This is a genomic window from Synechococcus sp. W65.1 (genome assembly GCF_047461615.1).
In the GTDB taxonomy this organism is placed as follows: domain Bacteria; phylum Cyanobacteriota; class Cyanobacteriia; order Thermostichales; family Thermostichaceae; genus Thermostichus.
In genome coordinates this window covers 48,977-75,847 of sequence record NZ_JANSHI010000003.1, presented here as the reverse complement: position 1 = coordinate 75,847, position 26,871 = coordinate 48,977, and the positions used below count along the sequence as shown (strand labels likewise).

Here is a 26,871-nt window from a genome sequence, read left to right as displayed (position 1 = left end):
CCACGAGAGAACGTTAGCCTTGGTCAGCCTTGGAGTCAACATCGACCACGTGGCCACGCTGCGCCAGGCCCGCCGCACCGTCGAGCCGGATCCGGTGGCCGCTGCCGTCATTGCCGAGTTGGCAGGCGCAGATGGGATCACGGTGCACCTGCGCGAGGATCGCCGCCACATTCAGGAGCGGGATGTGCGGCTGCTGCGGCAGACGGTACGCACCCACCTCAACTTGGAGATGGCGGCAACAGAGGAGATGGTGGCCATTGCCCTGGAGATCAAGCCTGACTACGTCACGCTGGTTCCCGAGCGGCGGGAAGAGATTACCACCGAAGGGGGACTGGATGTGGCCAGTCAGGTTTCACGCCTAGGTGAAGTGGTGGACCGACTGCAGGGATCTGGCATTCCCGTCAGCTTGTTTGTCGATCCAGATCCCATCCAGATTGCCGCTGCTGCTCAGGTGGGGGCGCGCTGGGTGGAGCTGCACACCGGGCGGTATGCGGAGGCCTCCTCGGAAGCCCAACGGGAGGCGGAGCTGGCCCAGCTGCAGAAGGCTAGCCAACAGGCCATTCAACTGGGGCTGCGGGTCAATGCTGGGCACGGCCTCACCTACTGGAATGTGGGCCCGGTGGCGCGGATCCCGGGCATAGAGGAGCTGAACATTGGCCACAGCATCATCAGTCGGGCAGTGCTGGTGGGGTTGGAGCGAGCGGTGCGAGAGATGCGTCAGGCAATGGGGTTAGGAGTGGGCCCGGCATGAACTCGGAGTACTACGGCTACGACAACGGCTACGATTACGTTCTCGAGCAGGCTGAGATTGACCGCCTGCTGGATCTGCTGCCGGCCAGCATGCGAGAGAGCGTCAAGATCTTGCCGGCCTCAGAGCGGCAGACGGTCGTAATCAAAGGCCGGCGGCAACTGCCCTGGGAGCGGCAGCTGCGGCTTTTTATTAAACCCTACGAGTGGCGGCAGTTTACCCCCTTGCAGCGGGCGGGGTTGTTCTTGCACAAAGTAGGCTACTACAGCCGGGCAGCCTCGCGGCAGATCGACTTTTACCTGGCTATTGCCGCCTTGGGGGGCTTGAGCCTGATCTTCGAGGTGGTCCAGCAGGATCCGGTGGGGGCAACGGTTTCCGGTGGCTTAAGCGGCTTGGCTCTCTGGCAGTTGCGCCGCGACCAGACCGACGACCGCCGCCTTTTGGCTGCTGATGCCTACGCTGTGGACCGGCTGGTGTTGCGCGGAGTTCCGCGGTTGCAGGCAGTGGAGGCCCTGGGGCAAGCGCTGCACCTGGAGGCTCGCCTGGAGGGTCGCTCTGGCAACGACCTACTGGACATGCTGCGCTACCAAAACCTGAAGCGGCTGGCCCAGCGCCCAGCAGAAGATATTGTGTTGAGCTAGTTTCAAGCCATGCTTTCCCCCGCGCGGCTGGGATCCCTGGTGGGTCGAGGGGGCTGGGGGCATCACCTCCTCCAGGTGGCAGTAACCGATTCCACCAACCGGCTGCTCTTGGACTGGGGTCGCCGTTTCCCTCAGCCTCTGCCCCTGGGCACCGTTCTGGTCAGCACTCGCCAGCGGGCAGGCCAGGGCCAGCACGGGCGAGTATGGCACTCGCAGCCAGGGGGGTTGTACCTGTCGGTCTGGCTGGGATCCCCTCCCCTGCGGCATTCCCTGCTGGAATTGACCCTAACCTTGGCCTGGGGCATTGCCGGCAGTTTGCGCCATCGGTTGGGGATCCCGCTGCGGCTGAAATGGCCCAACGACCTGGTGATAGTGGACAGGCAGGGGCCGGCTTTTCTGCGCAAGCTGGGGGGGATCCTGGTGCAAGGCCGCTTTGGGGAAAGGGGACAACTGCTGGGGCTGGTGGCCGGCGTAGGTGTGAATATCAACAATCCCGTGCCCGCCGAGGGAATCAATTTAGCTGAGATCTTGGGATGCCGGCAGGATAGCACCGCCATTGCCGCCTGGGTTTTGCAGGGGATGGAGCGGGGGTTCCAGGTCTGGCTCAAGGAGGGGTTTGCTGCTGTTTGCTGCGAGTACGAGACCTGGACAGTGAAGCCGCAAATCCAATGGCTCCCAGGTGAGGCGTCGGCTACGGTTTTGGGCCTTGCCGAGGATGGCAGGCTGCGGGTACAAACTCAGGGGGGGCAGATCCTCGTCCTCTCTCCCGACCAGGTGCGCCTGAGCTATCAAATGTCTCTTGCCAGTGGCTTGGAGTGAGGGATCCGTTGGTGGCCACCTCTTTTGGGCAGCGTCTTTCCTCTTGGCTGTGCAGCAGCTCGGCAGCAAGAGGGCGGCAGCTGCGGCGGCTGGGGCTGAGTCTAGGCGTAGGGCTAAGCCTGCTCTGGTCCTCTCCCACAGCGCTGTTGGCGCAGACGCCCTTGCCCCCTACTCCCCCTGTGGGGCCAGCGCTGGACACCCCTGCCGCAAAGGCGCTTCTGCAAGATGGTGCCCTTCCCCTGCCGCAAGACAGCCTGAGAACCCCGGGCTCGGCTTCTCAACCGAGCAAAGGTTACCGAGAGCCAGCCGGAAAGTGGGGTGCCGGTGGTGTTGGTGGAGCGCAGCTCCGGCCGCCGCCTCCTTCTCCTGCCAGGGGGAGAGCTTCGCATTGAGGAAACCCCTGAGCTGCCGCCGCTGACCTTGCCCACCTTGTCCCCCGGCAAAGAGCGACTGCTCTATCCGCTGCCCCACCCTGTGCCGATCACCTCTGGCTTTGGCTTGCGGATTCACCCCCTCAAGGGTCAGCCGGAGTTTCACGCCGGCGTGGATCTGGGGGCCAGCTTGGGCACGCCAGTCCTGGCTGCCTTGAGCGGCAAGGTGGTGAGTGCCGGCTCCCTGGGAGATCTGGGGATCACGGTTGTCCTAGAGCATGCTGGCGGCCGGCGCACCCGCTATGGTCACCTGTCTCAAGTAGCTGTCACCCCAGGAGAAGGGGTTAAGCAGGGATCCCTCATTGGCTATGTGGGGGCAACAGGAGCGGTGACTGGGCCGCATCTCCACTTTGAGCTGTGGCAGCAAACGGCAGGGCAAAGCTGGATGGTTTTGGACGCCACAGAAGAGCTGAAGGTCGCCGCAAGCCAGTTGCCGAGCTAGCCAGAGCCAGCTTGGGTTAGCATAGGTGAGCGGGATCCCACCTCTTGCGGACGTGGCGGAATGGCAGACGCGCTAGACTTAGGATCTAGTGCCGCAAGGCGTAAGGGTTCAAGTCCCTTCGTCCGCATGGCAAGCCCTACTTCTAGCCGGGGAAGATCACCTCTAGGATTTGCTCAGGGGCAATGGAGTCAATCACCCCATTGGCGGCCTTGACGGCGCGGAACGGCCCCTCGGAAGGCAAAAGCCGCTCTGGGTCAGTAGGGCCAAACAGAGCCACCAGGGGAGTTTGCGTGGCCACCGCCAGGTGCATGGGGGCACTGTCGGTACACAAAAGCAGGGTGGAGCCAGCAATCAAGGCCGCCAGTTGGCCTAGCTGGGGCGGGCGGCTCACCGGCAGATCCGGCAGTTGCGACAGAAAGCCCTCCGCCAGCTTCTCATCCTCTGGACCCAACACCAGCACGAGCGGCAGCTCCGGCCGCTTTTCCCGGAAACCCTTGATCACCCTAACCCACTTCTCTGGGGGATAGATCTTCTGGATGCCTTTCTCCTGGGACAGTTGGCTGGCGCCAGGGTGCAACAGCACATAATCTTGGCTGCCCTCCCCCAGCAGACGCTTGCGTTCCTGCTCAGCCCACTCCAGGGCTGTCTTTTTGAGGCGAAGCTGGGGCAAGCCTGCCGGCGCGGCAATGCCGAACCCCTGCAGCAGGTCGTGGTACATGTTGGCGGCGTATTGGGCCAGCTTTAGAGGCACCGGGTCGGTCAGCCAAGGTCGCCCAGGCCCTGGCGGGGCATAGCCAACCCGCTTTGGGATCCCAGTTAGCCAAAGCAACAGCTTGACCCCCAAGCTTCTGCCCAGGCTGAGCACGGCGTCGTACTGCCGCTCGCGGATTCGCCCCAGCAGATCGCTGATATCCCCTAGCGAAAGTTGCTCCTTAAATGGGAAGGTCAGCACCCGATTCACCGAGGGGCAGACCTCGTAGGCAGCTGCCGCCCGCGGCTCCACCAACACCTCCAGCTCCGCTTCTGGAAAGCGCTGCCGCAAACTCGCTAGGGTGGGGAAGAAAAGAATTTGGTCGCCAATCCCTCCCGGCACCAAAGCGAGAATTCGGGGGGCCAAAGGGGCTTTGCCGAGAACTGCTTGAGAAGCAATCTCCATAGAACATCCTGTCGATAGCTGTATCCAGCCTAGGGGATCCCTGGCCAGGGATGTACCGCGTTTACTCTAGCTCAGGTTGGGCTCAATTCGGAGCGGGTCTGGCTCCCAGCGGCTTCTCAGCAACTAAGCTACAAAAAGGCCCAATTTTGGAACTCTCATCCTCGATGATGGGCTGTGGCCGCTACCCCAAAAGGCAGCACCATGACGGATGAGCCGATCCCGCTGCTGGATTTGACGTTGCAATACCGCGCTTTGGCTAGGACCCTTTTGCCTCAGGTGGAAGCTTTGCTGGCCTCTGGGCGGTACATTGGCGGAGAGGCAGTGCGGCAGTTCGAGGAGCTGTTTTCGCAGTTTCTCGGCGGCGGCGATCTGGAGACCGTCAGTTGCAACTCCGGCACCGATGCTTTGGTGTTGGCCCTGCGCGCTCTGGGGATCCAACCGGGCGACGAGGTCATCACCACTGCCTTTAGCTTTTTTGCCTCCGCCGAGGCCATCGATTTGGTGGGGGCACGGCCGGTATTTGTGGATGTGGATCCCTGCACCTTCAACCTGGATCCCCAGCTTCTCGAAAGAAGCATCTCCCCGCGCACCAAAGCCATAATCTCCGTGCATTTGTTTGGCCAGGCGGCCAACATGACCCAAATTTTGGCCATTGCGCGACGCCATGGGTTGGCAGTGGTGGAAGATTGCGCCCAGGCCATAGGAGCCTGCTGGGGAGGCAAGCCGGTGGGCACCTGGGGAGATATCGGCTGCTTTAGCTTTTTTCCCACCAAAAACTTGGGGGCCGCAGGGGATGGTGGGGCAGTGGTGACCCGGGATCCGCAACTGGCCCGCAAGGTGCGCATCCTCAAAGAACATGGCCAAGTTGGCCAATACCACCACGAATACATCGGCCTCAACAGCCGTCTGGACGCGCTGCAGGCGGTAATCCTGTCGGTCAAGTTGCCCTACCTGCGGGAGTGGAACTGGCGGCGGCGGGCCATTGCCGAGGGCTATCACCGCCTGTTGCAAGGGATCCCTGGCCTAATCCTGCCGAAGGTGGCAAAGGGGGGAAACTCCGTTTGGCATCAGTACACGGTGCGGGTGCCCGGTTCCCACCCAACCGACTCGCGGCGGCGCGACCAACTGCAGCGGCAGTTGCAGAAGCGAGGCATTGCCAGCCGAGTTTATTATCCTACTCCCCTTCATCTCCAGCCCGTCTACCGCAAGCTGGGATATAAGCCTGGAGACTTGCCCAATGCCGAGCTCTGTGCTGCCCAGGTGTTGTCTTTGCCCTGTTTTCCTGAGTTGACCCTCCAGCAACAGGAGCGGGTGGCCCTGGCCATTGCTGAAATCTTGGCAGAAGAACCCTAGCAGCCCTGGAGGAGGGAGCTCAGGTGCTATCGAAGCTCAGCCGAAGATTACTTCAACTATTTCCGTGGTTGCACCAGTTTCCCCAACTCGGAGCTGTTCCTGCAAAGCTGTCATCGAAAGAGCGCGTTCGTTTTCTACGCCGCCTGCGCTTTACTCGCATCGGGGGCTGGTTTGTTGGGATCACGCTCCTAGTGAGTATTGCCGCCTTTAACACTGGCAACAATCCTCTCTACTTGGTTCTGGGGATGCTGCTTAGCCTCATTCTTCTTAGCGGCCTCCTCTCCGAGCTTACCCTCAAGGATCTGGAGGTGAGCCGGCAGTTGCCCAGCCGCATCTTTGCTGGCCAGCCGGTCTTGGTGGGGCTGACACTGGTCAATCGCAAACGCCGCCTGCCCAGTTTTTCCCTCCAGGTGAGGGAACGCATCGAGGGACTGAAGCGGACGGATTGGCCTTCCAGCTATGTGCTGCGGTTGGATCCCGGTGCCAAGCTGGACACCTTCTATCAGCACACCTTCCCAAGGCGAGGGGTGTGGCAGCTGCAGGGTTTTGAGATTGCCACCAGCTTTCCTTTTGAACTCTTTCGCAAGGCAGTGGCGATCGAGGAGCCGCAGGCGGTGATTGTATTTCCCCAGCCTGCCCCCGTCCAGGGACTGCTGCTGTGGGAGCACTTTGGCGGCAGCAGCCAGTTGCGCCCTCAGCCCGGCCAGGAGGGGGACTACCTCGGCCTGCGGCCATACCGTCCCCAAGATGATGTGCGCTCTGTGCATTGGAAGATCTCGGCCAAGCGAGATCAACTGGTCGTGCGGGAGCTGGAGCGCCCCCGTTCCCAGGCCATTGTCCTCTGCTTTGAAAATCGCTGGCAGCCGCGGGGAGAAAGCCCTGAAGCGCATCGCAACAAGCTGGAGCGGGCTGTAGAACGCTGCGCTGGGATCCTCACTGATTTGATTCGAGAAGGCTACCCCGTGGCTCTGGCCACCTTGCAGACGCGAACTGCTTTCGGGGCCGATCTGGCCCATCTCGACTGGCTGTTGGCCCTCCTAGCCCAACTGACGTTCGTCGGGGATCCGCAGCTGGGCTCCCAAGGGCCCTCCAACTCCCCTACTGGCTTCAGCCTCACTCCCCAAGATCGCTGCCTGCTCCTAGCTCACCCTCCTCAGGAGGGGGAAGCGGTGCCAGGTCATCTCGTTGAGCCAGGATCCCTGCTGCAATTTATTCCGATTGAGTAAGGCCTCCCTATCTCCCTGGCGGGCAGTGGTTGGTAGTGGGAATGTAGATGCGGCTGCCGGCCCACTGCAGTTTCTCTCGCAGGGTGCGGAAGTAGGAAAGGTCTTTTTCTAAGATCAGCAGCTTGGCTGGCAGGGGAGCGCGTCGAATTTGCACCCACTGGCCAGGGTTGACCGATTGAGCCAAGACACCATCCGTCCAGAGGCGGGTCAGCCCTTCTGGATCGGCAAGGGGCCAGATCTCCACCGTGGCCGTGCCGCTGATAACAATGGGCCGGCTGGACAAGCTGAGGGGACAGATGGGGGTGATGATGATGGCCTCGAAGGTAGGCTCGAGGATGGGGCCGTTGGCTGCCAAGGTGTAGGAGGTGGATCCCGTTGGAGTAGCCACCAGCACGCCATCTCCGTGGTACTGATCCAAGACCTCGCCATTGACTTCGATTTCCATGATGGCGGCGGGCAGGCGTTCCCGGTTGATGGGCTTTAGGCACATTTCGTTGAGGGCGTAGTACACTTCGCTAACCGGGCGGCCCTCCTGCTTTTCCTCTCCAGGGACAGCCCCTTGTCCCAGTTGGGGCTGCTCCCAAATCTGGGCCTGCAACATCATGCGGGCTTGGAGGACAAAGTCTCCCGCCTGGATGCGATCCCAGGGATCCTGGTGCAGCACCTGCTCTGACTGGGCCAAGAACCCCAGCCTGCCTCCCGACTGGATGGGCAAAATGGGGATCCCATGGGGAGCAAGGTGGCGGGCCGCCGCCAACACTGAGCCATCTCCTCCCAACACCACCGCCAAATCGATGGGATCCGAGGTGGCCTCCAAAAAGACCGGGTAGGGGTTGTGGTGCAAGCCAGTGGGAGCCGTCAGTACCGTAACGCCGCGCCGACGCAGCTGCTCCGCACACAGCTGGCAGGTAGCCTTGCTCTGGCGATCCCCCTCCTTGTAGGCAATCACCACCAAGCCCAGATCCATGGCTGACCTCGCGCAGGGATCCTTTCCCATCATCCCTCTTCAAGCTGGGGGTTGCCCAGACAAATTTCCTCAAGCGTTCTCTTCCGCTTTTTTTCACAATTTACTGGGAATTTTTTGATCTAACGAATGGCAGTGAAACCAGCTTGTTACGTCGTTATTGCTGCGCTGTTGCGAACGCGCGAGTGGCCCGGAGCACTACCCCTACCTCTTGCTCCCAGAGAGAGGGTCTGAGGATGACTATCCCCTTAGGGAGCAAACGGGATCCCTGAGTGAGCGGGTATAAACTCCAGCAATTGGTTTATCGTATGGACATCCCTGCCCAAGCTGCTTTGTGCCTGCAAACCTATGGTCCCCGATCTCACCAATCGCATTTTTGGCGGCCGCTACCAGCTGATTCAGGAAATCGGTGGTGGCGGCATGGGATCCGTCTTTCGGGCCTTGGACTTACACAACAACGGCCAAGAGGTGGCCGTCAAGATCCTGTATGCCCCTACCCTGCTGAGCCGAGGGAACGCCCAGCTCGATGATTTGCGCCGCCGCTTTGCCGAAGAGATCCGCGTCAGCACCCTTCTAGGCCAACATCCTCGCATCGTCAAAGTCCTGGATCACGGCCAAGAGGGGGAGCACGCCTATTTGGTGATGGAGTACCTCAAGGGACAGGATCTGGGGAAGCTAATCCGAGAAAAAGGAGCCTTGCCAGTTCGGCAGGCCATTCGGCTGGCCCTGCAGGCTTGTGAAGGGCTGCACTTTGCCCACACCTTCCGAGCTAACGTGGAAGGCCGCGAGATTCGGGGCGTGATTCACCGCGACATCAAGCCCAGCAACCTGTTTGTCGAGCGCGTTTTTCAAGATGGCCAGCTTACGTCTCAGCTCAAGATCCTCGACTTCGGCGTGGCCAAAACGCTGGCGGATCACACCCTTAGTCTAGGCACCCAAAAAGGGGGCGGATTTATCGGCACGGCTCGTTACGCCTCTCCTGAACAGGTACGCGGCAAATCTCTGGATGCCCGCTCAGACATCTACTCCCTAGGGGTGGTGCTCTACGAGATGCTGACGGGATCCATGCCCTTTCGCTTGGAAACCGACTCATTGCACAGTTGGATCCACGCCCATTGCTATGAAAACCCCCTTGAGATCAACCCGGAGACAGCCCCCCAGCCGATCCCACCCGCCATAGTAGCGGTGGTGATGGATTGTCTGAAGAAAAACCCGGACGAGCGGCCGCAGACCATGCAGGAGCTGGCAGAGCGGCTGTTGCAAGCCTATGAGCTGACGGTGGCCAACCAACTTCCCCCCAGCCAAGCCAGCACCGTCCTCCTCCCCAACACTGCTTCCCCGCCACTGCGCACCCCCCCCAGCTCAGGTTCAGGAACCTTTGAGGATATCCGCGATGAGGATCTAGAGCTCATTGAAGAGGAGCCAATCCCTCCTCCAGGTGCGGGGATCCCCTACTACATCGCTGAGCGGAAAGCTACCTCAGCAGAAGCTGCACCGGAGCTCTCCCCCACCAAAACCGAAGGCGAAACGGCCAAAGCGCCCTCCACAGTCATCCAAGCTAGCGACACGCTCCCGGCTGTCCCTCCCCAGGATCGCCTTGCCACACCCCCACCAACGGATACTCCTCTGCCACCAGCTGCTCCCCGAACGCTTCGCCAGCTTTCCACCAGCAGCCTGAAGTGGCTCTGGGTTGGGGGAGGCGCTGTGGCTCTGCTAGCCGCCTTTTTGCTCTGGCCGCGCCCAACTATCCGCGATACCCAGAAAGAGCCGGAGCCGATCCCTACTGCTGAAGTCACCCCAACCCCTACACTCAAGCCCGCCCCCACCCCAACGCCAGCACCGGCCCCCACCCCGACGCCAACACCGACACCCCCTCCCACTCCCGTGCCGACACCTACTCGAACTCCAGCACCGACGCCCACTCCCGCTCCACTGCCGACGCCTACACGAACCCCTGCACGGACACCCACTCCTGCTCCGGTGCCAACGCCTACTCGAACTCCAGCACCAACACCCACTCCCACGCCAGTGCCAACACCAACGCTTACCCCTATCCCCCGATTCACGCCGCTTGTCCCTCGTACCCCTGCCCCCACTCCAACTCTGGCCCCGACGCCCACCTCGACACCGACCCCAGCAACGCCAACACCTGCCCCAGAGCTTGCTTTGAGCGGCCAGTGGCTCTACGAGGGAGGATCCTTTATCTGGAAGGGATCGCTGTGTAAGATCAATGTTGCAACTGGCATCCAGGAAACCGTTTCCATTCAGCAAAACGGCGATCAGATTACCATTTCCTCACCCAGCTTTTCTGAGCGCAGTGGCCAGCTCATCGGCAACCAACTTTCTGTTAGCGGCAGGATAGGGGGTAGCGGTACTCCAACTGTCACGTGGAGCGGTACCGTCAGCTCTGACGGGCGCTTGATTCGCGGCACAGCCACCTGTGGCAGCGCAAGCTTTGCCATTAGGCTTACCCGCCAGAGCTAAATACCCACACCGCCTCGGTCACCGCCACCGCCGTTTTCCCTGTCGTCAGGCTTCTGCTGGATGGGAGGGGGAGGAGGAGGCGCGGCAGAGGTTTCCCCCACCACCTCGAGGGTATAGGGACCTCGGCCTGGGCTACCCGGAGCAACGGTGCGGGCATTCTGGGCCCAGTAGCTTTGCACCAGCACTAAGTAACAGCGGTCTAGCCGTACTGGGATCGTCAGCTCGGAGGTGGTGAAATCACCAGGCTTTGCGTCATCGTTGATGAAGAAGAATTCCGGATCAGTCTCCCTGTTGACATCAAGACCAAAGATGGCCAGCAGAGGGTCGAAGACTGGACTAGTTAGGCGGATAGTAACTCCTGTAACATTGGCTGCAGAAGGAAAGTAAAGGAATCCATCGACATAAAAGGTAAACGTGCCAGGGGGAGGTGGGACTTCCCGGGCATTTATGACATTGTCCCTCTCATCGAAGTAGATCTCCAAGTCGCTATTTGGCCCCAAGGTTCCACTGCGCCTTGCTCCTGGGCGCAAGCTCTTGGCCTCGAAAATCGCTGGAAAGGCTTGCGCGCAAACATTGACTGGAGGTGGCACCGTCCCTCCAGCTCCCCCACAGCCTGCCAGGAGGACAGCCGAGGCTAGGAAGCCCCAAAAAAGCTTCAGAGGGGATCCCCAAACCTTTGATGTTGGCGCTGCCATAGATACCTCTTGCAGGATCATTAGCTTCTCCAGATTAGACTACAGCCATTTCGGCAAGCTGCAGCGAACGGATTTGGTAATCCAGCAATCCCTCCCCCCCTGATCCTTTGAGCATCGACATCCAGCAGGAGCGGCTCCGTTTTAGCCTAGTGCCTCCTAGGCCCATGTCGGGTAGAGTTGGCGGTAGCTATCGACGCCGTAGTGGTTAACCTATGAACAGCCCGCTGAGTAAGAATCGGGATCCCAATCTCCTGCCTTCACAACGCCCTGAGCGAGGCAGCCCAGGCTGGAGCCTTCCCCTTGGAGGTTGGGAACTCGCCTTGTTGTGCGGATCGCTGCTATTGGGAGCTTGGGGTGGCCACCTCTTGACTTGGGCCCAGGAAGCGGAACAAAAGCCAGAGCCAGAAGTCTCACCACCGGTGAGAGATATCGATCCGGCAGTGCAGATCCGAGTTCGGAACGAGCTGGTTAAGCTCTGCGGAGAAAATCGATGCGAAAGCTATCGCTTTCCAGTGCGGGTTTTGGTCAGGCCTGAAGATACTCTGGAAACTCTGCTGGAGCGGCTGGATGCGGAGATGCTGCGGGAGGTGGACCGGGTGTTTCAAACTCGGCCTGACTTGAACCGTGTCATTGTCGATGGCTATGTCTTTGTGGGCACTCCCTCTTTCGCCAGTCGGGAAGTGCTGCTGCAAACCCTGTTTGTGCCCCGTCACCGCTGGGCGGTGGGCCGCTTTGGGCCGGAGCAGGACGGAATCTTCTATGCCGAGCTGCTGGAACAGGTAACGCCCTTTTTAACTCAGCCGCCAACCCCGACCCCTCCGCCTGAGGCTGTGCTTGAAGAGCCTGTACCTCCTCTGCCTCCCACGCCAGCTCCTATAGAGACACCAACGCCTACGCCAGAGACACCAACGCCTGCGCCTCCTATGGAGACCCCAACGCCTACACCTCAAGCAACGCCAGAAGCTCCACCGCCACCAGGGGGTGTAATCGAGCGGCAACCCATCCAGCCTTGACCTGCACCTCTGGGGTTGAGACCTAAGCAGGTGGTGATTTAGGCTTCAAAGTTAGGGGATCCCTTCCCTTAGGTTGCTTGACTGGTGTGCACAGCATGGCAGGACACAGCAAATGGGCCAACATTAAGCGGCAAAAAGCCCGTGTAGATGCCAAAAAGGGCAGCCTATTTACCAAACTTTCCCGGGCCATCATCGTGGCAGCGCGCAACGGCCTGCCCGATCCTGACGCCAACTTTCGGCTGCGCTCGGCCGTGGAGAAAGCCAAAGCGGCAGGCATGCCTGCTGAGACCATCGAGCGGGCCATCGCCAAGGGATCCGGCAACTGGACCGACGACAGCCCCCTGGAGGAAATTCGCTATGAAGGCTACGGCCCTGGGGGGGTAGCTGTCTTGATCGAGGCGATGACCGACAACCGCAACCGCACGGCTGCCGGGGTGCGGGAGGCCTTCAGCAAAGTCGGCGGCAGCCTAGGGGAAAGCGGCTGCGTGAGCTGGCTGTTCCGGCAAAAAGGGGTGATTAGCCTAGAGGGGGTGACAGATCCCGAAGCTCTGCTGCTAGCGGTAGCCGAAGCAGGCGGGGAAGATCTCAAGGTAGAGGGAACCGACGCAGAAGTCTACTGCGATTACACCCTGCTGGAGCAGGTGGCCACCTACCTCAAAAAAGAAGGCTACCAGGTGCAAGAGGCGGCCATCCGCTGGATCCCCTCTACGGAGGTGCATGTGGAGGACCCCGAGACAGCCAAGCTGGTACTGACCCTCATGGAGCGGCTGGACAACTTGGATGATGTGCAAAATGTCTACGCCAACTTTGAGATCGACGAGGCATTGATGGAGAGCCTGGCCTAAAGGTTCTAGCGCAGCTTGACGGCGGTGCCGGCGGCGGTAACGAGGATCATGGTCGTGCTCATGTTGGTATGAATGCTAACGCCTAGGATGCCATTTGCTCCCAAACGTTTGGCTCGCTGCTCCAACTCTTCCAAAACCTTTTTCTGGGCATTCTCGAGAACTTCTTCATAGGCTCTTGTGCGTCCCCCAATGATGTCGCGGAGGACAGCAAGGAAGTCCCGTAGAACATTGGTGCCATAAACTACCTCGGCGGTAACAATGCCCAAGTAACGCTCAACCTCTCTGCCTTGGGGCACGTCTGTAGTGGTCAGCAGCATGGCTTGTTTCCGCGTCACCCCCTCACAAGCTAGCCAATCCTCTCCAAGGTGTAAAGCTCTCCAACCAAGTGGTGGGAGCTAGAATGAGCTACCTCTAGGGCACCGTTTTTCAGCTAGCCAATGACAGCCCTAGTTCGCGTAGTGGGGAGCTTGAATCTGGACTTGGTGGTGCAGGTACCACGCCATCCTGGGCCTGGGGAAACGGTGCTGGGATCCGACTACGCCACCTACCCTGGCGGCAAGGGGGCCAACCAAGCGGTGGCAGCGGCGCGGGCGGGAGCCCAGGTGGAGATGTGGGGGGCAGTGGGATCCGACGGCTTTGGCCGCCTGCTGAAGGAGAACCTGGAGCAGAATGGCGTCGATACCCACCACCTGCGGGAGCTGGAAGGGCCCAGCGGCATCGCTCTGATCACTGTGGATCCAGCAGGGCAAAACCGGATTGTGGTCAGCCCCGGCGCTAACGGTCGCTACACCCCCGCCCAGCTGCCTCCTTGGACGCCGGCAGCGATGGTTCTGCTGCAACTGGAAATCCCCCTGGCCACGGTGCAGGCGGTGGCAGAGCAAGCCTTTGCCCAAGGGATCCCCGTCCTGCTCAATCCAGCCCCTGTGGTGCCTCTGCCGGGATCCCTGTTGCGCCAGGTGCGCTACTTGGTGCTCAACGAAAGCGAAGCCGCTGCTCTTGCCCAGTTGCCGGTGGAGACACCCGCGCAAGCCGAAAACGTGGCCCAAGCCTTGCAACGGCAGGGGATCCCGACAGTGATCGTCACGTTGGGGGGAGCAGGCTTGGTCTGGGCCGATGGCGGAGAAAGCGGCTACCTGCCGGCCCACCCTGTGGCGGTAGTGGATACCACCGCTGCCGGCGACAGCTTCTGCGGCGCTTTGGCCGCCTGCCTAGCTACTGGCAAACCCCTGAGGGAAGCTCTACGGTTTGCCAATGCCGCTGCGGCTTTGTGCGTAACCCGCCCTGGGGCTCAGCCTAGTTTGCCGCGCCGCGCTGAGATCGAGGCGTTTCTGGCCGCTGCAGGCCCTCATCCTTAAGCACAGCTTCCTGCGCTACACGGAAAAGGCCTCTTGGCGGTGCTGCCGCAGCCGCTCCAGGCTGAGAGGGCCCTCAAGGTGTTGCCAGGGAAGGGGATCCGCCGGATCCCAGTTGCTGTGGACGTAGTAGTCCAAGGGCGGAAGCTTTCCTTTGAGCTCTTTGAAGGCGCGCCGGTAGCTGCCCAGGGAGTCGCCAAACTCCCGCGCCAACTGCAAAACCTGCGCTACTCGTCGATCCCCTCTGGAAATCAGAGCCTGAATGACCGACCAACTATAGCTTTCTGGGCGGAACTCAATCCCCAAGGGACGCAGGTGTTTTTGGTACCACTGCAGCTTTTTCTCCGCCTGGGGATCTACCCCCTGCCACTGAAAGGGAGTATGGGCTTTGGGCACAAAGGTGCTACAGCCCAAGGTCAAGCGCAGGCGGGGAGCCACCTTCTTGAGCTCCTTGAAGAGGGCAACTGTGGCCTCCAGATCAGCCTGGGTCTCTGCTGGGATCCCCACCATGCCATAGAACTTGATCCCCTTCAGGCCGCCGGCCTGGGCGTGGGCTGCCGCCGCCAAGATCTCTTCGTTGGCTAGCTTTTTGTTAATGACCCGGCGCAGCCGCTCCGAGCCACTCTCAATGGCCACGGTGATGGACTGGCTGCCGCGACGGGAGAGAACTTGCGCCAGGCGAGGCGTGACCGTGCCCGTGCGCACCGAAGCCAGACTGAGGCGCACCCGCTCAAAGCGATCCTGGGCCAGGTACTCCAGCAGCTGCTCAAATTGGGGGTGCTGGGTTACCGAGGCCCCCAAAAGGCCAATCCGCTGGGTCACCTGCAGCCCCCGCTCCACTGCTGGGATCAGATGCCCCTCCACCTCAGCAGCGCGGAAGGGCAGGGTCAGGTAGCTGGCCAGGCAAAAGCGGCACATCTCCGGACAACTGCGCACCACCTCCACCATGTAGATGTTCTCCCAGGCTGCCTTGGGGGTAACCACGGTGGAAACCGAGAGGGTGTTGCCGCGGAAGGTATGCTTGCGGATGGAGCTGGGGATCCCGTCCAGCTTGGGAATGACTTTCTCCACCGGGCCCTCGGGCTCGCGGTAATGCACCTCGTAGAGGCTGGGCACGTAGATCCCTGGCACCTGGGCCAGCGCCTGCAGCTTTTCCGCTCGGGAGCCCTGCCGCACCTGGCGGTAGGCTTGGATCATCTGTTCCACCAGCCCTTCCCCGTCTCCCAGCAGGACGAAGTCGAAGAACGCAGCAAAGGGCTCAGGGTTGGCCGTCAACACCGGGCCACCACCGAAAACCAAGGGATCCGCTTCCCCCCGCGCCTCGGCCTGGAGGGGGATCCCCTGTCGCTCCAGCAGATCCAGGATATGGACGTAGTCCAGCTCCCAAGACAGGGAAAAGCCCATCAGCTCTGGATCCCGCGGCAGAGGTTCGGCCAAATCTGTAAAGAGGCGGGAGACGACCACATCTTGACGGCTGGCCAGCAGGCTCCAGATGACCTGGTAGCCAAGGCTGGTGATTCCTACTGAGTAAGTGTTGGGAAAGGCGTAGATGACCCGCACGGCGTCCGGGTCGGGTGTGGCCGGGGTGAAAAGAAGCTGCTCGAGGGCAAACTCCGAAGGGGTCAAGGCAAGACGGCAAGGAGCTCCTTTCCCAGCTTAGTCGGGTTTTGCAGGATTCACCGTGCTGCGCCGGCAAGCTCCAGGTACTTTTGCTTTACCGCCTGAATATCTTGCCACATCAGCCACTTGGGACTGCCGGGGGTGCGGTCGGGGTTACGCAGCAGATAGGCTGGGTGAAAAATCGGCATGCACCAGCGCCCCTGCCACTGGATCCACTCGCCGCGAATCTTGGTAATGCCCCGCTTATCCCCCAGAAGGGAGCGCACCGAGGTGGCGCCGGTCAACAAAATGATCCAGGGATCCACCAGGCGGATCTGCTCCAACAAGTAGGGCCGGCAGGCGTCCATCTCCTCCTGGGTGGGCACGCGGTTGTTGGGGGGACGGCACTTGACGACATTGCAAATGTAGGTGTCCCGTTCGGAATCTAGCCCCACGGAGGCCAAGATCTTATCGAGCAACTGCCCCGACTTGCCCACGAAGGGCAGCCCTTGCAGATCTTCCTGTTCCCCCGGCCCCTCGCCGATGATGAGAATCCTTGCCTTGGGGTTGCCTCGGTGCACCACCACATGGGTACGGTTGGCCGCCAACTCGCAGCGCTGGCAGACTCGGCAGTGCTGCTCCAGTTGTTCCAGATCCCGATAGGTACCGGGGGGAATGGGCACCTGGGCCGAGAGCGGGATCTGATCCCATTGGGGAAGAGTCTCCGCAGTGGGGGCAGGCGGCTCTAGGGGATCGTCAAACAGGCTGGGCTGAAGCTCCGAGCCTCTTTTCTTGGCAGCCATTGCAAGCTGGGGGTTCCTTGTGCAGCGATCTTCGGCTGCTCCTTTGCCCTTGTCAAGCTGGGAGGCTCTTTCCCCCAAAAGGCAGCCTTTACGTCTTGTTAAACTGAGGAAACAAAAACCGGCCTCAGCCCCCTAAGCCTGTATGCTGCTTCTATCCAAAGACCTGCCCAACCTCGACTACCGCCCCACCCTGCAGCGCTTCGGCGAGGACTGGCGGGATCCCCTTTCAACTCTCTTGGGCTGGGGGCGGGCTGCCGGCGCCGACTTGGTGGAGATCTTCCTGGAGCGGGTCAACTCCATCAGCTGCCTCGCGGAAGACGACGCCATCACCAGCATCACCCCTCGGCTTTCCACCGGCGCGGGGGTGCGGGTGTTTCGCGGCCTGGCTGACTGCTACGTCAGCACCAACGATCTCTCCTTTGCCGGCCTCAAAGCTGCTCTGGAAAAAGGCCTGCTGCTCATGGGCCTCACCCCCCCTGGCCCTGCCGCTTTGGTCTCTCCTGCCAACCTAGGGCTGCTCCAAGACTACGCCGAGCGCCGCAGCAAAGACGGCTGGCTCAAGGAATGCAGCCCTATCGGCGAAATGGGGGAGATCCTGCTGCGGGCCAACGCAGAGCTGAAGCGGCAAGCTCGCCACGTCCAGTCCCGCCGCACCAACTACTTCCGCGACTGGCAGGAGATCCTGGTGGCCTGCAGCGATGGCACCTTTGTGCGTGACATTCGCCTCACCCAGTCGGTCAGTTCTACCCTGCTCTGCGCCGACGGCGACCACCGGGCTTCGGTTAGTCAACGGGCGGGGGGCACTGGGGATCCCGACTTTTTGCGCCGCTGGGATCTTGTAGCCCACAGCCAGGAGCTGGCAGAGGCTGCCGGCCAGATGCTCTACGCCGACTACGTGGAGTCGGGCACTTACCCCATCGTCATGTCCAACGCCTTTGGCGGCGTGATCTTCCACGAAGCCTGTGGGCATCTCTTGGAAACCACTCAGATTGAGCGCAAAACCACCCCCTTTGCTGACAAAAAAGGCCAGAAAATTGCCCACAAAAACCTCACCGCCTGGGATGAGGGGCTCTCTGAGGGGGCTTTTGGCAGCCTGGATGTGGACGACGAGGGCATGCCGGTTCAGCGCACCCTGCTCATTGAAAAAGGCATTCTGAAGAACTTCCTGGCCGACCGCGCTGGCTCCATGCGCACTGGCCACCCTCGCACCGGCAGCGGTCGCCGCCAGAACTACACCTTTGCCCCCGCCAGCCGCATGCGCAACACCTATATCGCTCCCGGCGATGCCGAATTGGACGATCTTTTTGCTTCTATTGACAAGGGCATCTACTGCAAGCGCATGGGGGGAGGTAGCGTCGGCCCCACAGGACAATTCAACTTTGCCGTTGAAGAAGCCTACCTCATCGAAAACGGCAAAATTACCAAGCCCCTCAAGGGGGCTACCCTAATTGGGGAAGCCAAGGACATCCTGACCAAGATCTCCATGTGCTCCAAGGATCTTCGCCTAGCCCCTGGCTTCTGTGGTTCTGTCAGCGGCAACATCTACGTCACCGTGGGTCAGCCCCACATCAAGGTGGACGCCATCACCGTGGGCGGGCGCTAGATCCAGGGATCCTCCATGGCCTACGACAACGTCTGCAAATACCTGGCAGAGCGCTTCCCGGAGCAGTTTGCCGGCTGGCTGGTAGGAGAAGTGGCTGCGCCGGTGCAGATGCTGCCTACGGAATTGTCAGAGGAGCCCATTCGGGCAGACTCCGTGATTTTGTTGGGGCTTCGGCAGAGCATTTTGCATCTGGAATTTCAAACAGATCCAGATCCTGAAATCCCCTTTCGCATGGCTGACTACCGGCTTTGCCTCTATTGGAAATATCCCCAGCTACCGGTGCGGCAGGTGGTCATTTATCTTCGCAAAACGCGCTCGGAGAGGGTTTTCCAAACCTTTTTCCGCCTGGAAAGGCTCAGCCATGAGTTCGAGGTCATTCGCTTGTGGGAATGCAACTTGCCGGCCGGAGCCGTTCGCGTGAGCAGTGCGGAGCACATTCGCGTGAGCGGTGCGGAGCACGTTTGGCAAGCCCTGCTCCCTTTTCGCGTCCTGAGTCAGGTGGAGGATCCGACAGAAACCTTGCGGGGAGTGGTCAGTGAGCTAGAGCGCTTGCCAGACCTCAACGAGCGACGGGAACTGGCAGCGGCAACAGCCGTTTTGGCAGGACTAGCATTGGATCGGTGCTTAATTCGACAAATCATGAGGTCTTTGGATATGAGGGAGTCGGTGATCTACCAAGAGTGGCGGGCAGAAGCTCTGCGCGAGGGCCTGGAAGCAGGGCGCAAAGAAGGTCTGCAACTGGGCCTGCAACAAGGACTGCAACAAGGATTGCAACAAGGACTGCAACAGGGATTGCAGCATGGAGAAGCAACGCTGGTTTTGCGGCTTTTGCGGCGGAAGCTGGGATCCCTTGACCCGGCTCTGGAAAACAGGATTTGGACTTTGCCAACGTCGCAACTGGAGGCGCTGGGGGAAGCGCTGCTGGATTTCAACAGCGTGGAGGACTTGACCGCCTGGCTGGCCCGTCGGTAGGGGAGAGAAGGGAGAGAAGGAGTGGCGATACTGCAAGTTGAGGCCTTGGCCGAACGGGTGCAAAGCTGTGCCAAACGTTTGGGGATCCCCCAGTTTGATCTCTACGGGGCTCAAGTGGACGAAACCAGCGTGCAGGTGGATCACGGGGAACCTCGCCAGGTCAAGGCTTCCCACCGCTGCAGCGTAACGGTGCGGGCCTGGAACGACCAAGGGCAGGTGGGAGTGACCTCCACCACCGATGTCGATGAGTCGGGGTTGGAACTGGCCCTGCAGACGGCCTTTGAGGCCAGCCACTTCGGTGTGCGGGAACACGCGCCCCAATTTAGCCCAGAGGCCAAGCTGCCCATTCTCCAGCCCTGCAACGACAAAAGGCCCCTGGCGCTGGCTAGCGAGCTCCTAGAGCAACTGGTGGCTGCTGAGAAGGCTTTGCTGGGATCCCATCCCGCCATCCAAGGGGTACCCTACAACGGCTTGGCCCAGCGACAGATCGACCGCTTTTACCTCAACAGCGACCAAGCCCTGCGCCAAGAGGGCCACACCCTGGCCTCAATTTTTCTCTACGGCAAAGCAGAACAAGAGGGCCGCAAACCCCGCAGCGCCGGCGCCATGCGGGTGGCTCGCAGCCTGGAGGAGCTGGATATTCAAGGTTGCACCAAAGAAGCTGCCGAGAAACTCATCAGCCACCTGGAGTACGAGCGGATCCCTTCGGGGAAATACACGGTGGTTTTTTCTGGGGAAGCTTTTCTAAGCCTCTTGGGAGCTTTCTCCAATCTCTTCAACGCCCAGAACATCCTCGACAACCAAAGCCTTTCCACCCCCGACTCGCTGGGCAAGCAGATTGCCTCGCCGCTGCTCTCCGTGTGTGATGACGCGCTACACCCCACCAACGTAGGCGCAATTAGCTTTGACGGCGAAGGCACCCCCACCCGCCGCGTTCCCCTCATCACCAACGGTGTCCTAACCCACTTCTTGCACAGCGCCGGCACTGCCAAACGTCTGGGGGCCCAGCCCACCGGCCATGCCAACATCGGCGCCAAAGTGACGGTTGCCGCCCACTACTATCACGTGTTTGCTGGCGCACCGCCGGAGAGCACCTATGACTTGGCCACGGCTGAGAACGTGGTCTGGATTGACGAGTTGCAGGCTCTCCATGCTGGAGTTAAGCCTCTACAGGGATCCTTCTCCCTGCCCTTTCAGGGCTGGTGGGTGCGCCAGGGAGAGCGCATCAGCATCGAGGCGGCCACAGTAGCCGGGGACTTTCTGGAGCTGTTGAAGTCGATTTTCTACGTCGAGCCGGAGCCACAGGTCACTCCCGCTGGCCTGTGTCCCCGCATTTGGGTAGCTGACCTCTCCATCACCGGCCAATAGCTCCATGAAACTCACCCGCCTCGACCTCAACAGTTGGCTCGTCCAGACCCAGAGGCAGACCTTCCTCCTGGATCCGTGGCTGGTGGATCCTTTGGTCTTCTTTGGCCTGCCCTGGTTCCTCCGCCTGGAGCACCGCCAGCCGCCCTCTTTTACCCCGGAGACTCTGCCCAGAATCGACGGGATCCTCCTCAGCCAGGGCCAGCCGGATCACTGCCACCCGCCTACCTTGCGAAGGTTGGACAAGCAGATCCCGGTTTTGGCTTCGCCAACGGCTGCCAGAGTGGCGCGGGGCCTTGGCTTTACCACCGTGCAGGCGCTAGATCCCTGGCAGGGGGTACAGTGGGGGGATTTGCGCATCACAGCAGTTCCCGGCGCGCCTTTGGGGCCGGTGCGGGAGCTGGGCTTTTTGCTGGAAGAGCTATCCACCCAGACGCGGCTTTACTATGAGCCTCATCTTTCCCAACCCGATGTCCGCCCGCGGCTGCAGCAGGAGTTTTCTCCCATCCACACTCTGTTGATTCCGGTGGTGGGGCAAATCTTTCCCCTCTTGGGCGAGGTCATCATGGGGCCGGAGCGAGCCCTGCAGGTGGTGGCAGCCCTGCGCCCGCAGCAGGTGATCCCGACGGCGATGGGAGAGGTGAACTACCAGGGCTGGTTTGCCGCCCAGATCCGCCCTCTGGGGAGCCTAGAGGAGTTTCGGGAAAAGCTGGGATCCCTGAACGCTGCCACCGGCCAATCGATCCGACTATGCTGCCCTGATCCTGGGGAAACGGTGTCTCTTTCTGTTGCGGCCAAGGCATAAGCATTCCTTCCCAAGCCCCGCCTGGCCCTGATCTGGTGGCTATTTTGCGGGCAGATTACGCTCGCTTTCCCAAAAATCAAACTTACTCAATTTACGATCCCCAAGTTTACTTCCGGGATCCCCTCAACGAGTTTTGCGGCCTGGATCGCTATCGAGCCATGATCGACAGCCTGGGGCGGTGGCTGCAAGATATCCATCTCGAGCTGCACGACATCCAACAGGTCGGCGCTATATCAGCACCGAGTGGACGCTAAGGGGATCCCTGTCTTTTTTGCCCTGGCGTCCCCGCCTGTGCACCCCTAACTAGACAGCAATGCAATTCAACGCCACCCTCAATCCCTAGCGCTGCTCTCGCTGGCAGGTACTGCTGCAAGCTTTAGAGGGCGGGGAGTTTCTTTGCTAGAATTAGAAAGCTCACTTTTCGGCGCTGCTGAAAAGTAGTTGCATAGGTGCACTGGAGAGATGGCCGAGTGGTCGAAGGCGCAGCACTGGAAATGCTGTGTGGGGCAACTCACCGTGGGTTCGAATCCCACTCTCTCCGTTACCACGTAGTCCGATGACATCCACCCAGATAGCAGGCCCTTTTCTAGAAGGGCTTCCGGGCTTTTCAGTGCCCAAGATAGACTGACAAAATCCACCGTAATCCGGGCTGAAGTGGGACATGGCGAGGGACACAAAAGCCAGGGCGGGACATGGCTCTGTCGGAGGTAGTCATCAGGAATGCCAAACCCAAGGACAAGCCCTACCAGTTGCCGGACAAAAGAAGGCTGTACTTGGAGGTGAAGCCTAACGGGTCGAAGCTCTAGCGGTTTCGCTACCGCTTCCGAGGCCAGGAGAGAGGGCCCAGCCTTGGTGAGTACCCGGTACATCAGTCTGAGAGAGGCCCGCAGCATCCACTTCACCATGCGGCAGCAGCTAGCTCATGGCCAAGATCCAAAACTGGTACGGCAGGCCCAGCAGTTGGCTGCTGCCAACACGTTTGCTTTGGTGGCCGAAGAATGGCTGCAAATCAATCGGGAGAAGTGGGTTCCTAGCCATACTAAGACCATCCGGCAGCGTTTGAACAAAAACATTCTGCCCTGGCTGGGATCCCGCCCGATAGGAATCATCACCCCCTCGGAAATCCTGGAAGCTATCCGACGAATTGAGGCCAGAGGAGCCCACGAGACGGCCCGCCGCTGCCTCAGCTCAGCCCGCTCGAACCTCAGGCCCATGAGCAACATGGCCATGCTGGCGGCCTTGCGCTCCCTAGGGATCACCCAAGCGGAGATGACCTGCCACGGCTGGAGAGCTACAGCCCGTACCTTGTTGGATGAGGTCTTGGGCTACCTGCCCCATTTGATCGAGCACCAACTAGGACACACGGTCAGGGATCCCCTAGAAAAAGCACCGTCGCTGTGCTTTTTTGATGAGCGCTTTTCGTGTATCTTGAGGTTAGCCTCAGGGTTTGTCTTGGAGTTTCCCTGGGGTGAGCTGGGCAGCTCCTACCAAGGAAGTGGACGCTGGCAAGGTTTTGTATTTGCAAGGAGATCTGCTATGGCTTCCCGCAACTCAAAACCTCGCCTTCGTCACCCGCTAGCCCCCCTGATTTTGGCTTCCTCCCTAGCGGGAGGCGTGGCTGCTTGTTCCCTTACTTCTGATCCCCCGGCTGTTACTCAGGTTCCACCGACAATTTCTGCTCAGGTGCCGGAAATAGCGGAGCGGGGTTCTGAGAGCATTGCCTTCTACTACGACGGGGTAAAGACCTCGGTCACTGCCAAGGATGCAGCGGTGCTCTTTGCCGTCTGCACCCTCAACACCAGTGACCCCGCGAGGATTGTTAACTTCGTCAATAACACGCTCAAAGTGCCGATTACGGCTAGTGATGTTACTAGGCTGGGTGACCCGCGCAGTCCGGCCATCTCTGACTTCACGGGCGACGGCAGAGTTGACTGCAGCGATGCAGCGGTGCTGTTTGCCGTAGCCACGAGGGGGAGAGATGCGGCCAGGGTTAACGAATTTGTGTCCGGCACCCTGAAGGTTCAGGGGGTAAGTGTTACTCAAACTCGGTTGGATAGCTTTTTCAGCCCAGCCCCGGCACCGACGCCCACCCCGCCTGTAACGCCCACACCCACTCCGGCTCCGACGCCGACAGCGAGGCCGACTCCGACACCGGTGACTTTTCAGCTTGTTAGCTCCGCTTTTGCCCCCTCAGAACCCATCCCCTCCCGCTACACTTGTGAAGGGGAAGACCTTTCTCCCCCCTTGACCTGGTCGGGGGCACCTGTAGGAACCCGAAGCTTTGCCTTGATCATGGAAGACCCAGACGCGCCTGGAGGCACCTTTGTCCATTGGGTAGTCTACAACTTGCCTGCCAGGGTCACGAGTCTGCCAGAAGGGATCCGCTCCGACAGCGATCTCCCCCAGGGGGCCGTCCATGGGCGAAATAGTTTCGGTCGGAACAACTATGGCGGCCCTTGCCCTCCCAGGGGCCCTCACCGCTACTTCTTCACCCTCTACGCCCTGGACAGGCAGCTAGCCTTGGCTCCAGGAGCCAACAAAGAGGCCTTGCTACGGGCCATGGAAGGCCACATCCTCGCCCAGGCGCAGCTGATGGGCACCTATCAAAGGAGGGGAAGCTCGGGGTAGGCCCCCCATCCCTGCGTAGATCTTAGACTGAGGAGATCCCACAGCTCTTCTCTCCACACCACCGAGCCAGCCACTGCTTTTCTACCCAAAACGGGGATCCCTACCTGGGCCGGCAACTGCCAGACCAAGGCAGGCGCTAGTTGGGAGGAGAGGGCTGGTGCCGCTTCCAGGAGCACCCACCCTAGGCAGTCGGCCTTGGTTTGCCGCAGCAAAGCTGCAAAGGCGGCTGCTTGGCTAAGGGCAGCTTCTTCAGGCAGCGTCAGAAGTACCTTGAACCCCCACGCAGCAGCTAGGTCAGCCCAGGTTTGGCCAGGCCCCAGAGGGTCGGCAAGGCTTCGGGGCACCACCAGCAGCGGGGCCTTCTCTCCCTCCCAAGCAACCATCTGCCGCCAGAGGGTTCTAAGCTGGGCTTCAGAAGGGCTGGGATCCACCTCGAGCAGGCCCCAAGGGGCTTGCACCGCCTGCTGCCAAGCCTCTGCCACTCCTAGTGCTGCCCGACTTCCAGGCCAGGTGTCTGCCACCATCACTCTCATGGCTCCCCTGTCTCAGCTTCCCAGAGGCTTAGAAACTCGGGTTGCACCTCAAAGCCAAACACCAAGGCCATGTCGCGCAGCATCGAGACCGATCCCAGTTTCTGCTGCTTAAACCAGCGCATCAGCACAAAAATCTTCTGGTAGACGAAGATCTCCAATGCCTCCGGGTTGTAGACGATCCCTTCGCGCGGGTTGAACTGGTGGGGCACCAGCATGGCGGCGTAACGGGCCAGCTCACCACTGCGCCAGTCGAGAAAGTAGGGCATCCAGGGGTAAACCGTGTCCCAGCGGATGAACCACAGGCGCACTTCTGGGATCTCCGAGAGCTCGCGCGGATCGTCGGGGCTGCGCGGCCAATCGATGGCGCACTGAACCTGCTGAGCGGCGCCAACGGGATCCGCCATCAAGGTTTTCACCAACTCATGGCCCGGCGTTAAATCCAGGGTTTGAATGGCTTTGGCCGGCAAGTAGAAGGTAATCGGCACGACGACAAGCGGTTACCTTAACGCCTTGAATCCTGGTCAGGGCTGTGGATAGCATCAACCCCTTGCAGCTTATCTCAGCTCTGGGCTATTCACCCCTGCCAGCGGGATCCCCAGCCGAGTTAGGTCGAGAACAAAGCCTGCCGCCACCAGGAACACCTGGTCTGCCAGCGGGGCCAGCTTCTGGGTGAGCTCCCCCATCCGATCGCGAAACTGACGCCCCAACGGATAGGCAGGCACCACTCCCCAGCCTACTTCTTCGGAAACCAGGATCACTTTTCCTCGGCAGCCTTGCAACGCTCTCAAGAAGGATTGCGCCAAGGGATCCCATTCCCCAGGCGAGCAGTCCAAGCTCTGGGCCACCCAGCCCCCCAGCGAATCCACTAGGGCACAGCAGGGCTGAGGTAGCTGCTGCAGTTCGGCGCCCAGGTCAGGCCCCGTTTCCCAGGTTTGCCAGGTGGGAGGACGCCGCTGCCGATGCTGTCGAACCCGCTCCGCCCACTCTGGGTCAGCCTCAGGATCCGGCTTGGGCCCCGTGGCCAGGTAGAAGACCGGCAGGCCGGAAGCGGCAGCTAGGCTCTCCGCCAGCCGACTTTTGCCGCAGCGGGCAGGGCCGCAGATAAGTACAATCGCCATCAGGCAGGAGGAGGGAAGTCCATTGCCTTAGCTTAGCGGTTGAAAACCCCTGCGCGGAGCTCGGGCACATTCTCTGGATCTGTGAGTTTGGAGCTAGGATAAAGCTCAATTAGGAGCAGTTTTACAAGAGGCATGACGGATCCCAAGCCAGCATCTTCCCCTGGCCAAAATGCTGCTTCAGCTGCCTCGCCAACCTTTCCTCCCCTTTGGCTGAGCCTGGCGTTGGGGATCACCACCGCGCCGGTTTTGTTGGGCTTGGTCTTGGCGGATCGGGCGGGGAAGTGGCTGGGATCTCTGAACTGGGAGGATCCGGGCTGGTGGTTGGGGGAACGGCTGCCCAACCTCGACAGCGCCTCTCTCGGCTGCCAGGCGCAAGAGCACCCTGATTCTGAGCCGGTGAAGTAGCTGGCCTGTTGCCTGCATATCATCATAGGTAGAACAGGTTCCTAGCAGGAGTGAGCAGTCTTTGCGGAGATCGCTTAGGCCAGCCCGAGATTTCACCTCCAGCTTCTTGGGAGAGGTGGGTTGGCTAGTGGCTTTTTTCTTTACGGCAGTGGTGAGCGGCTGCGTGGGTTACCTCTTCGGCCAACGTGCTCTCTCGGGGGTCTCCTCCCCAGTTACCGAAACCAGCACTTCTTCTGCCTCGCGGGTCATTCGCGATCCCCGCACTGTGCCCCTCCTCAACGAGGCAGAGGTGATTGCAGCAGCGGAAGCCCTTCTTCGCCCGCCTTCAACTCCTACTCCGCTTTTTACACCCCCACCCGTAGCCATTGCCCCTCCTACCCCCACTCCTCCACGCCGCTTGTCTCCCGAGTTGGCCTCGGCTCCCTCTCCCTTGTCTACCCCGCAGCCTGTTTCCCCCTCTCCGCCGCCGCGTCCTTCGCCACCACCTCTGTCCACGCCCTCTCCTTCGCCTCTCCAAGTGGCTGCCAGCGGGCAGGTGGCTATGCAGGTGCTCTCCGTGCGTCGCGAGGGAGGGCAGGTGGTTTTAAACGTTGCTCTGCAAAACAATTCACCGGAAACGGTGCGCTTTCTCTACAGCTTCCTCAACGTTACCGACGACAACGGCCGGCCAATCGACGCTCTCATTGAAGGCCTGCCTGGAGAGCTGCCTCCCAACAGCCAAGTTTTCCAGGGAACGATCCGCATCCCTGCCTCTAGCCTAGCTGGCTCCCGCTCATTGTCTTTGAGCCTAGCGGATTATCCCAGCCGCCGCCACCAAGTTGGGGTCAGCGGGATCCCCGTGCCACCCTAGCCCCTTCTTCTGCCCGTGGAG

General features: G+C 60.6%; 27 protein-coding genes and 2 tRNA genes. 20 read left to right on the top strand and 9 right to left on the bottom strand.

What is annotated here, in order from left to right:
• Positions 1–19: 19 nt before the first annotated feature.
• From NW806_RS02715 to NW806_RS02695, 5 genes are all read left to right on the top strand, one after another.
• Complete coding sequence (locus NW806_RS02715) at positions 20–751, top strand: pyridoxine 5'-phosphate synthase (protein ID WP_414394588.1); 732 nt, start codon at positions 20–22, stop codon at positions 749–751.
• Complete coding sequence (locus tag NW806_RS02710) at positions 748–1,389, top strand: DUF3318 domain-containing protein (protein WP_414409915.1); 642 nt, start codon at positions 748–750, stop codon at positions 1,387–1,389. The genes NW806_RS02715 and NW806_RS02710 overlap by 4 nt, the downstream gene beginning before the upstream one ends.
• A gap of 9 nt (positions 1,390–1,398) precedes the next feature.
• Positions 1,399–2,208 (top strand): biotin--[acetyl-CoA-carboxylase] ligase, encoded by an 810-nt coding sequence (locus NW806_RS02705; RefSeq protein WP_414409914.1) that lies wholly within the window; start codon positions 1,399–1,401, stop codon positions 2,206–2,208.
• A 318-nt stretch (positions 2,209–2,526) separates the two neighbouring features.
• Positions 2,527–3,081: a M23 family metallopeptidase gene (locus tag NW806_RS02700; protein WP_414409913.1), complete on the top strand. Its 555-nt coding sequence runs from the start codon at positions 2,527–2,529 to the stop codon at positions 3,079–3,081.
• Positions 3,082–3,127: 46 nt separating this feature from the next.
• Positions 3,128–3,208 (top strand) — tRNA-Leu (locus tag NW806_RS02695).
• A 15-nt stretch (positions 3,209–3,223) separates the two neighbouring features.
• On the opposite strand, the gene NW806_RS02690 is transcribed toward NW806_RS02695, so the two are convergent.
• Positions 3,224–4,237, bottom strand: coding sequence for a glycosyltransferase family 9 protein (locus tag NW806_RS02690; protein WP_414406220.1), 1,014 nt, complete (start codon positions 4,235–4,237; stop codon positions 3,224–3,226).
• Positions 4,238–4,438: 201 nt separating this feature from the next.
• Between NW806_RS02690 and NW806_RS02685 the strand changes: the two genes are divergently transcribed.
• Both NW806_RS02685 and NW806_RS02680 read left to right on the top strand, forming a co-directional pair.
• Positions 4,439–5,590 carry a DegT/DnrJ/EryC1/StrS family aminotransferase gene (locus NW806_RS02685; RefSeq protein ID WP_414409912.1) on the top strand — a complete coding sequence of 384 codons (1,152 nt, stop codon included), beginning with the start codon at positions 4,439–4,441 and terminating at the stop codon, positions 5,588–5,590.
• 191 nt (positions 5,591–5,781) lie between these two features.
• Positions 5,782–6,816 carry a DUF58 domain-containing protein gene (locus tag NW806_RS02680; protein WP_414409911.1) on the top strand — a complete coding sequence of 345 codons (1,035 nt, stop codon included), beginning with the start codon at positions 5,782–5,784 and terminating at the stop codon, positions 6,814–6,816.
• A 7-nt stretch (positions 6,817–6,823) separates the two neighbouring features.
• Here NW806_RS02680 and NW806_RS02675 read toward each other — a convergent pair whose 3' ends face one another.
• Complete coding sequence (locus NW806_RS02675; protein ID WP_414409910.1) at positions 6,824–7,783, bottom strand: NAD(+) kinase; 960 nt, start codon at positions 7,781–7,783, stop codon at positions 6,824–6,826.
• Positions 7,784–8,128: 345 nt separating this feature from the next.
• On the opposite strand from NW806_RS02675, the gene NW806_RS02670 reads away from it, so the two are divergent.
• On the top strand, positions 8,129–10,264 hold the full coding sequence (locus NW806_RS02670) for a serine/threonine protein kinase (RefSeq protein ID WP_414409909.1): 2,136 nt from the start codon (positions 8,129–8,131) through the stop codon (positions 10,262–10,264).
• Here the strand turns inward: NW806_RS02670 and NW806_RS02665 are convergent.
• Positions 10,261–10,854 carry a hypothetical protein gene (locus tag NW806_RS02665; RefSeq protein ID WP_414409908.1) on the bottom strand — a complete coding sequence of 198 codons (594 nt, stop codon included), beginning with the start codon at positions 10,852–10,854 and terminating at the stop codon, positions 10,261–10,263. The two genes, NW806_RS02670 and NW806_RS02665, sit on opposite strands and share 4 nt — an antisense overlap.
• Positions 10,855–11,324: 470 nt before the next feature.
• On the opposite strand from NW806_RS02665, the gene NW806_RS02660 reads away from it, so the two are divergent.
• Both NW806_RS02660 and NW806_RS02655 read left to right on the top strand, forming a co-directional pair.
• Positions 11,325–11,972, top strand: a complete 648-nt coding sequence (locus NW806_RS02660; protein ID WP_414409907.1) for a hypothetical protein — start codon at positions 11,325–11,327, stop codon at positions 11,970–11,972.
• A gap of 95 nt (positions 11,973–12,067) precedes the next feature.
• A complete protein-coding gene (locus tag NW806_RS02655; protein ID WP_414409906.1) occupies positions 12,068–12,817 on the top strand; it encodes a YebC/PmpR family DNA-binding transcriptional regulator in 750 nt (249 codons plus the stop codon).
• 5 nt (positions 12,818–12,822) lie between these two features.
• Here the strand turns inward: NW806_RS02655 and NW806_RS02650 are convergent, their stop codons facing one another.
• A complete protein-coding gene (locus NW806_RS02650; RefSeq protein WP_414409973.1) occupies positions 12,823–13,134 on the bottom strand; it encodes a YbjQ family protein in 312 nt (103 codons plus the stop codon).
• 120 nt (positions 13,135–13,254) lie between these two features.
• Here NW806_RS02650 and rbsK point away from each other — a divergent pair, with 120 nt between their 5' ends.
• The gene (gene rbsK / locus NW806_RS02645; RefSeq protein ID WP_414409905.1) at positions 13,255–14,172 is read left to right on the top strand and encodes a ribokinase; all 918 of its coding nucleotides are present in this window, start codon (positions 13,255–13,257) and stop codon (positions 14,170–14,172) included.
• Between the two features lie 15 nt (positions 14,173–14,187).
• Here the strand turns inward: rbsK and NW806_RS02640 are convergent, their stop codons facing one another.
• A complete protein-coding gene (locus NW806_RS02640) occupies positions 14,188–15,795 on the bottom strand; it encodes a B12-binding domain-containing radical SAM protein (RefSeq protein ID WP_414409904.1) in 1,608 nt (535 codons plus the stop codon).
• A gap of 50 nt (positions 15,796–15,845) precedes the next feature.
• Positions 15,846–16,451 (bottom strand): uracil-DNA glycosylase, encoded by a 606-nt coding sequence (locus NW806_RS02635; RefSeq protein WP_414394814.1) that lies wholly within the window; start codon positions 16,449–16,451, stop codon positions 15,846–15,848.
• 262 nt (positions 16,452–16,713) lie between these two features.
• Here NW806_RS02635 and NW806_RS02630 point away from each other — a divergent pair, with 262 nt between their 5' ends.
• The 7 genes from NW806_RS02630 (at position 16,714) to NW806_RS02600 (ending at position 23,944) form a co-directional block, all read left to right on the top strand.
• Positions 16,714–18,174 carry a TldD/PmbA family protein gene (locus NW806_RS02630; protein WP_414394609.1) on the top strand — a complete coding sequence of 487 codons (1,461 nt, stop codon included), beginning with the start codon at positions 16,714–16,716 and terminating at the stop codon, positions 18,172–18,174.
• Between the two features lie 15 nt (positions 18,175–18,189).
• Positions 18,190–19,146 (top strand): DUF4351 domain-containing protein, encoded by a 957-nt coding sequence (locus tag NW806_RS02625; RefSeq protein ID WP_414409903.1) that lies wholly within the window; start codon positions 18,190–18,192, stop codon positions 19,144–19,146.
• 27 nt (positions 19,147–19,173) lie between these two features.
• Positions 19,174–20,514 (top strand): TldD/PmbA family protein, encoded by a 1,341-nt coding sequence (locus tag NW806_RS02620; RefSeq protein WP_414409972.1) that lies wholly within the window; start codon positions 19,174–19,176, stop codon positions 20,512–20,514.
• Positions 20,515–20,518: 4 nt separating this feature from the next.
• Positions 20,519–21,316, top strand: a complete 798-nt coding sequence (locus tag NW806_RS02615) for an MBL fold metallo-hydrolase (protein ID WP_414409902.1) — start codon at positions 20,519–20,521, stop codon at positions 21,314–21,316.
• A 35-nt stretch (positions 21,317–21,351) separates the two neighbouring features.
• Positions 21,352–21,570 carry a DUF2358 domain-containing protein gene (locus tag NW806_RS02610; RefSeq protein ID WP_414409901.1) on the top strand — a complete coding sequence of 73 codons (219 nt, stop codon included), beginning with the start codon at positions 21,352–21,354 and terminating at the stop codon, positions 21,568–21,570.
• Between the two features lie 202 nt (positions 21,571–21,772).
• Positions 21,773–21,857 (top strand) — tRNA-Ser (locus tag NW806_RS02605).
• Positions 21,858–22,168: 311 nt separating this feature from the next.
• A complete protein-coding gene (locus tag NW806_RS02600) occupies positions 22,169–23,944 on the top strand; it encodes a YbhB/YbcL family Raf kinase inhibitor-like protein (protein WP_414409971.1) in 1,776 nt (591 codons plus the stop codon).
• On the opposite strand, the gene NW806_RS02595 is transcribed toward NW806_RS02600, so the two are convergent.
• The 3 genes from NW806_RS02595 to cobU all read right to left on the bottom strand — a co-directional run bounded on the left by NW806_RS02595 (position 23,920) and on the right by cobU (position 25,595).
• Entirely contained in the window at positions 23,920–24,468 is a 549-nt protein-coding gene (locus NW806_RS02595) for a hypothetical protein (protein ID WP_414409900.1), read from the bottom strand. The genes NW806_RS02600 and NW806_RS02595 overlap by 25 nt on opposite strands.
• Positions 24,469–24,473: 5 nt before the next feature.
• Complete coding sequence (locus NW806_RS02590; RefSeq protein ID WP_414394621.1) at positions 24,474–24,962, bottom strand: CRR6 family NdhI maturation factor; 489 nt, start codon at positions 24,960–24,962, stop codon at positions 24,474–24,476.
• Between the two features lie 69 nt (positions 24,963–25,031).
• On the bottom strand, positions 25,032–25,595 hold the full coding sequence (gene cobU / locus NW806_RS02585) for a bifunctional adenosylcobinamide kinase/adenosylcobinamide-phosphate guanylyltransferase (RefSeq protein WP_414394623.1): 564 nt from the start codon (positions 25,593–25,595) through the stop codon (positions 25,032–25,034).
• 132 nt (positions 25,596–25,727) lie between these two features.
• Between cobU and NW806_RS02580 the strand changes: the two genes are divergently transcribed.
• Together NW806_RS02580 and NW806_RS02575 are read left to right on the top strand one after the other, a co-directional pair.
• Positions 25,728–26,000 carry a hypothetical protein gene (locus tag NW806_RS02580; RefSeq protein WP_414409899.1) on the top strand — a complete coding sequence of 91 codons (273 nt, stop codon included), beginning with the start codon at positions 25,728–25,730 and terminating at the stop codon, positions 25,998–26,000.
• A 61-nt stretch (positions 26,001–26,061) separates the two neighbouring features.
• The gene (locus tag NW806_RS02575; protein WP_414409898.1) at positions 26,062–26,850 is read left to right on the top strand and encodes a hypothetical protein; all 789 of its coding nucleotides are present in this window, start codon (positions 26,062–26,064) and stop codon (positions 26,848–26,850) included.
• The last annotated feature ends 21 nt before the right edge of the window (positions 26,851–26,871 follow it).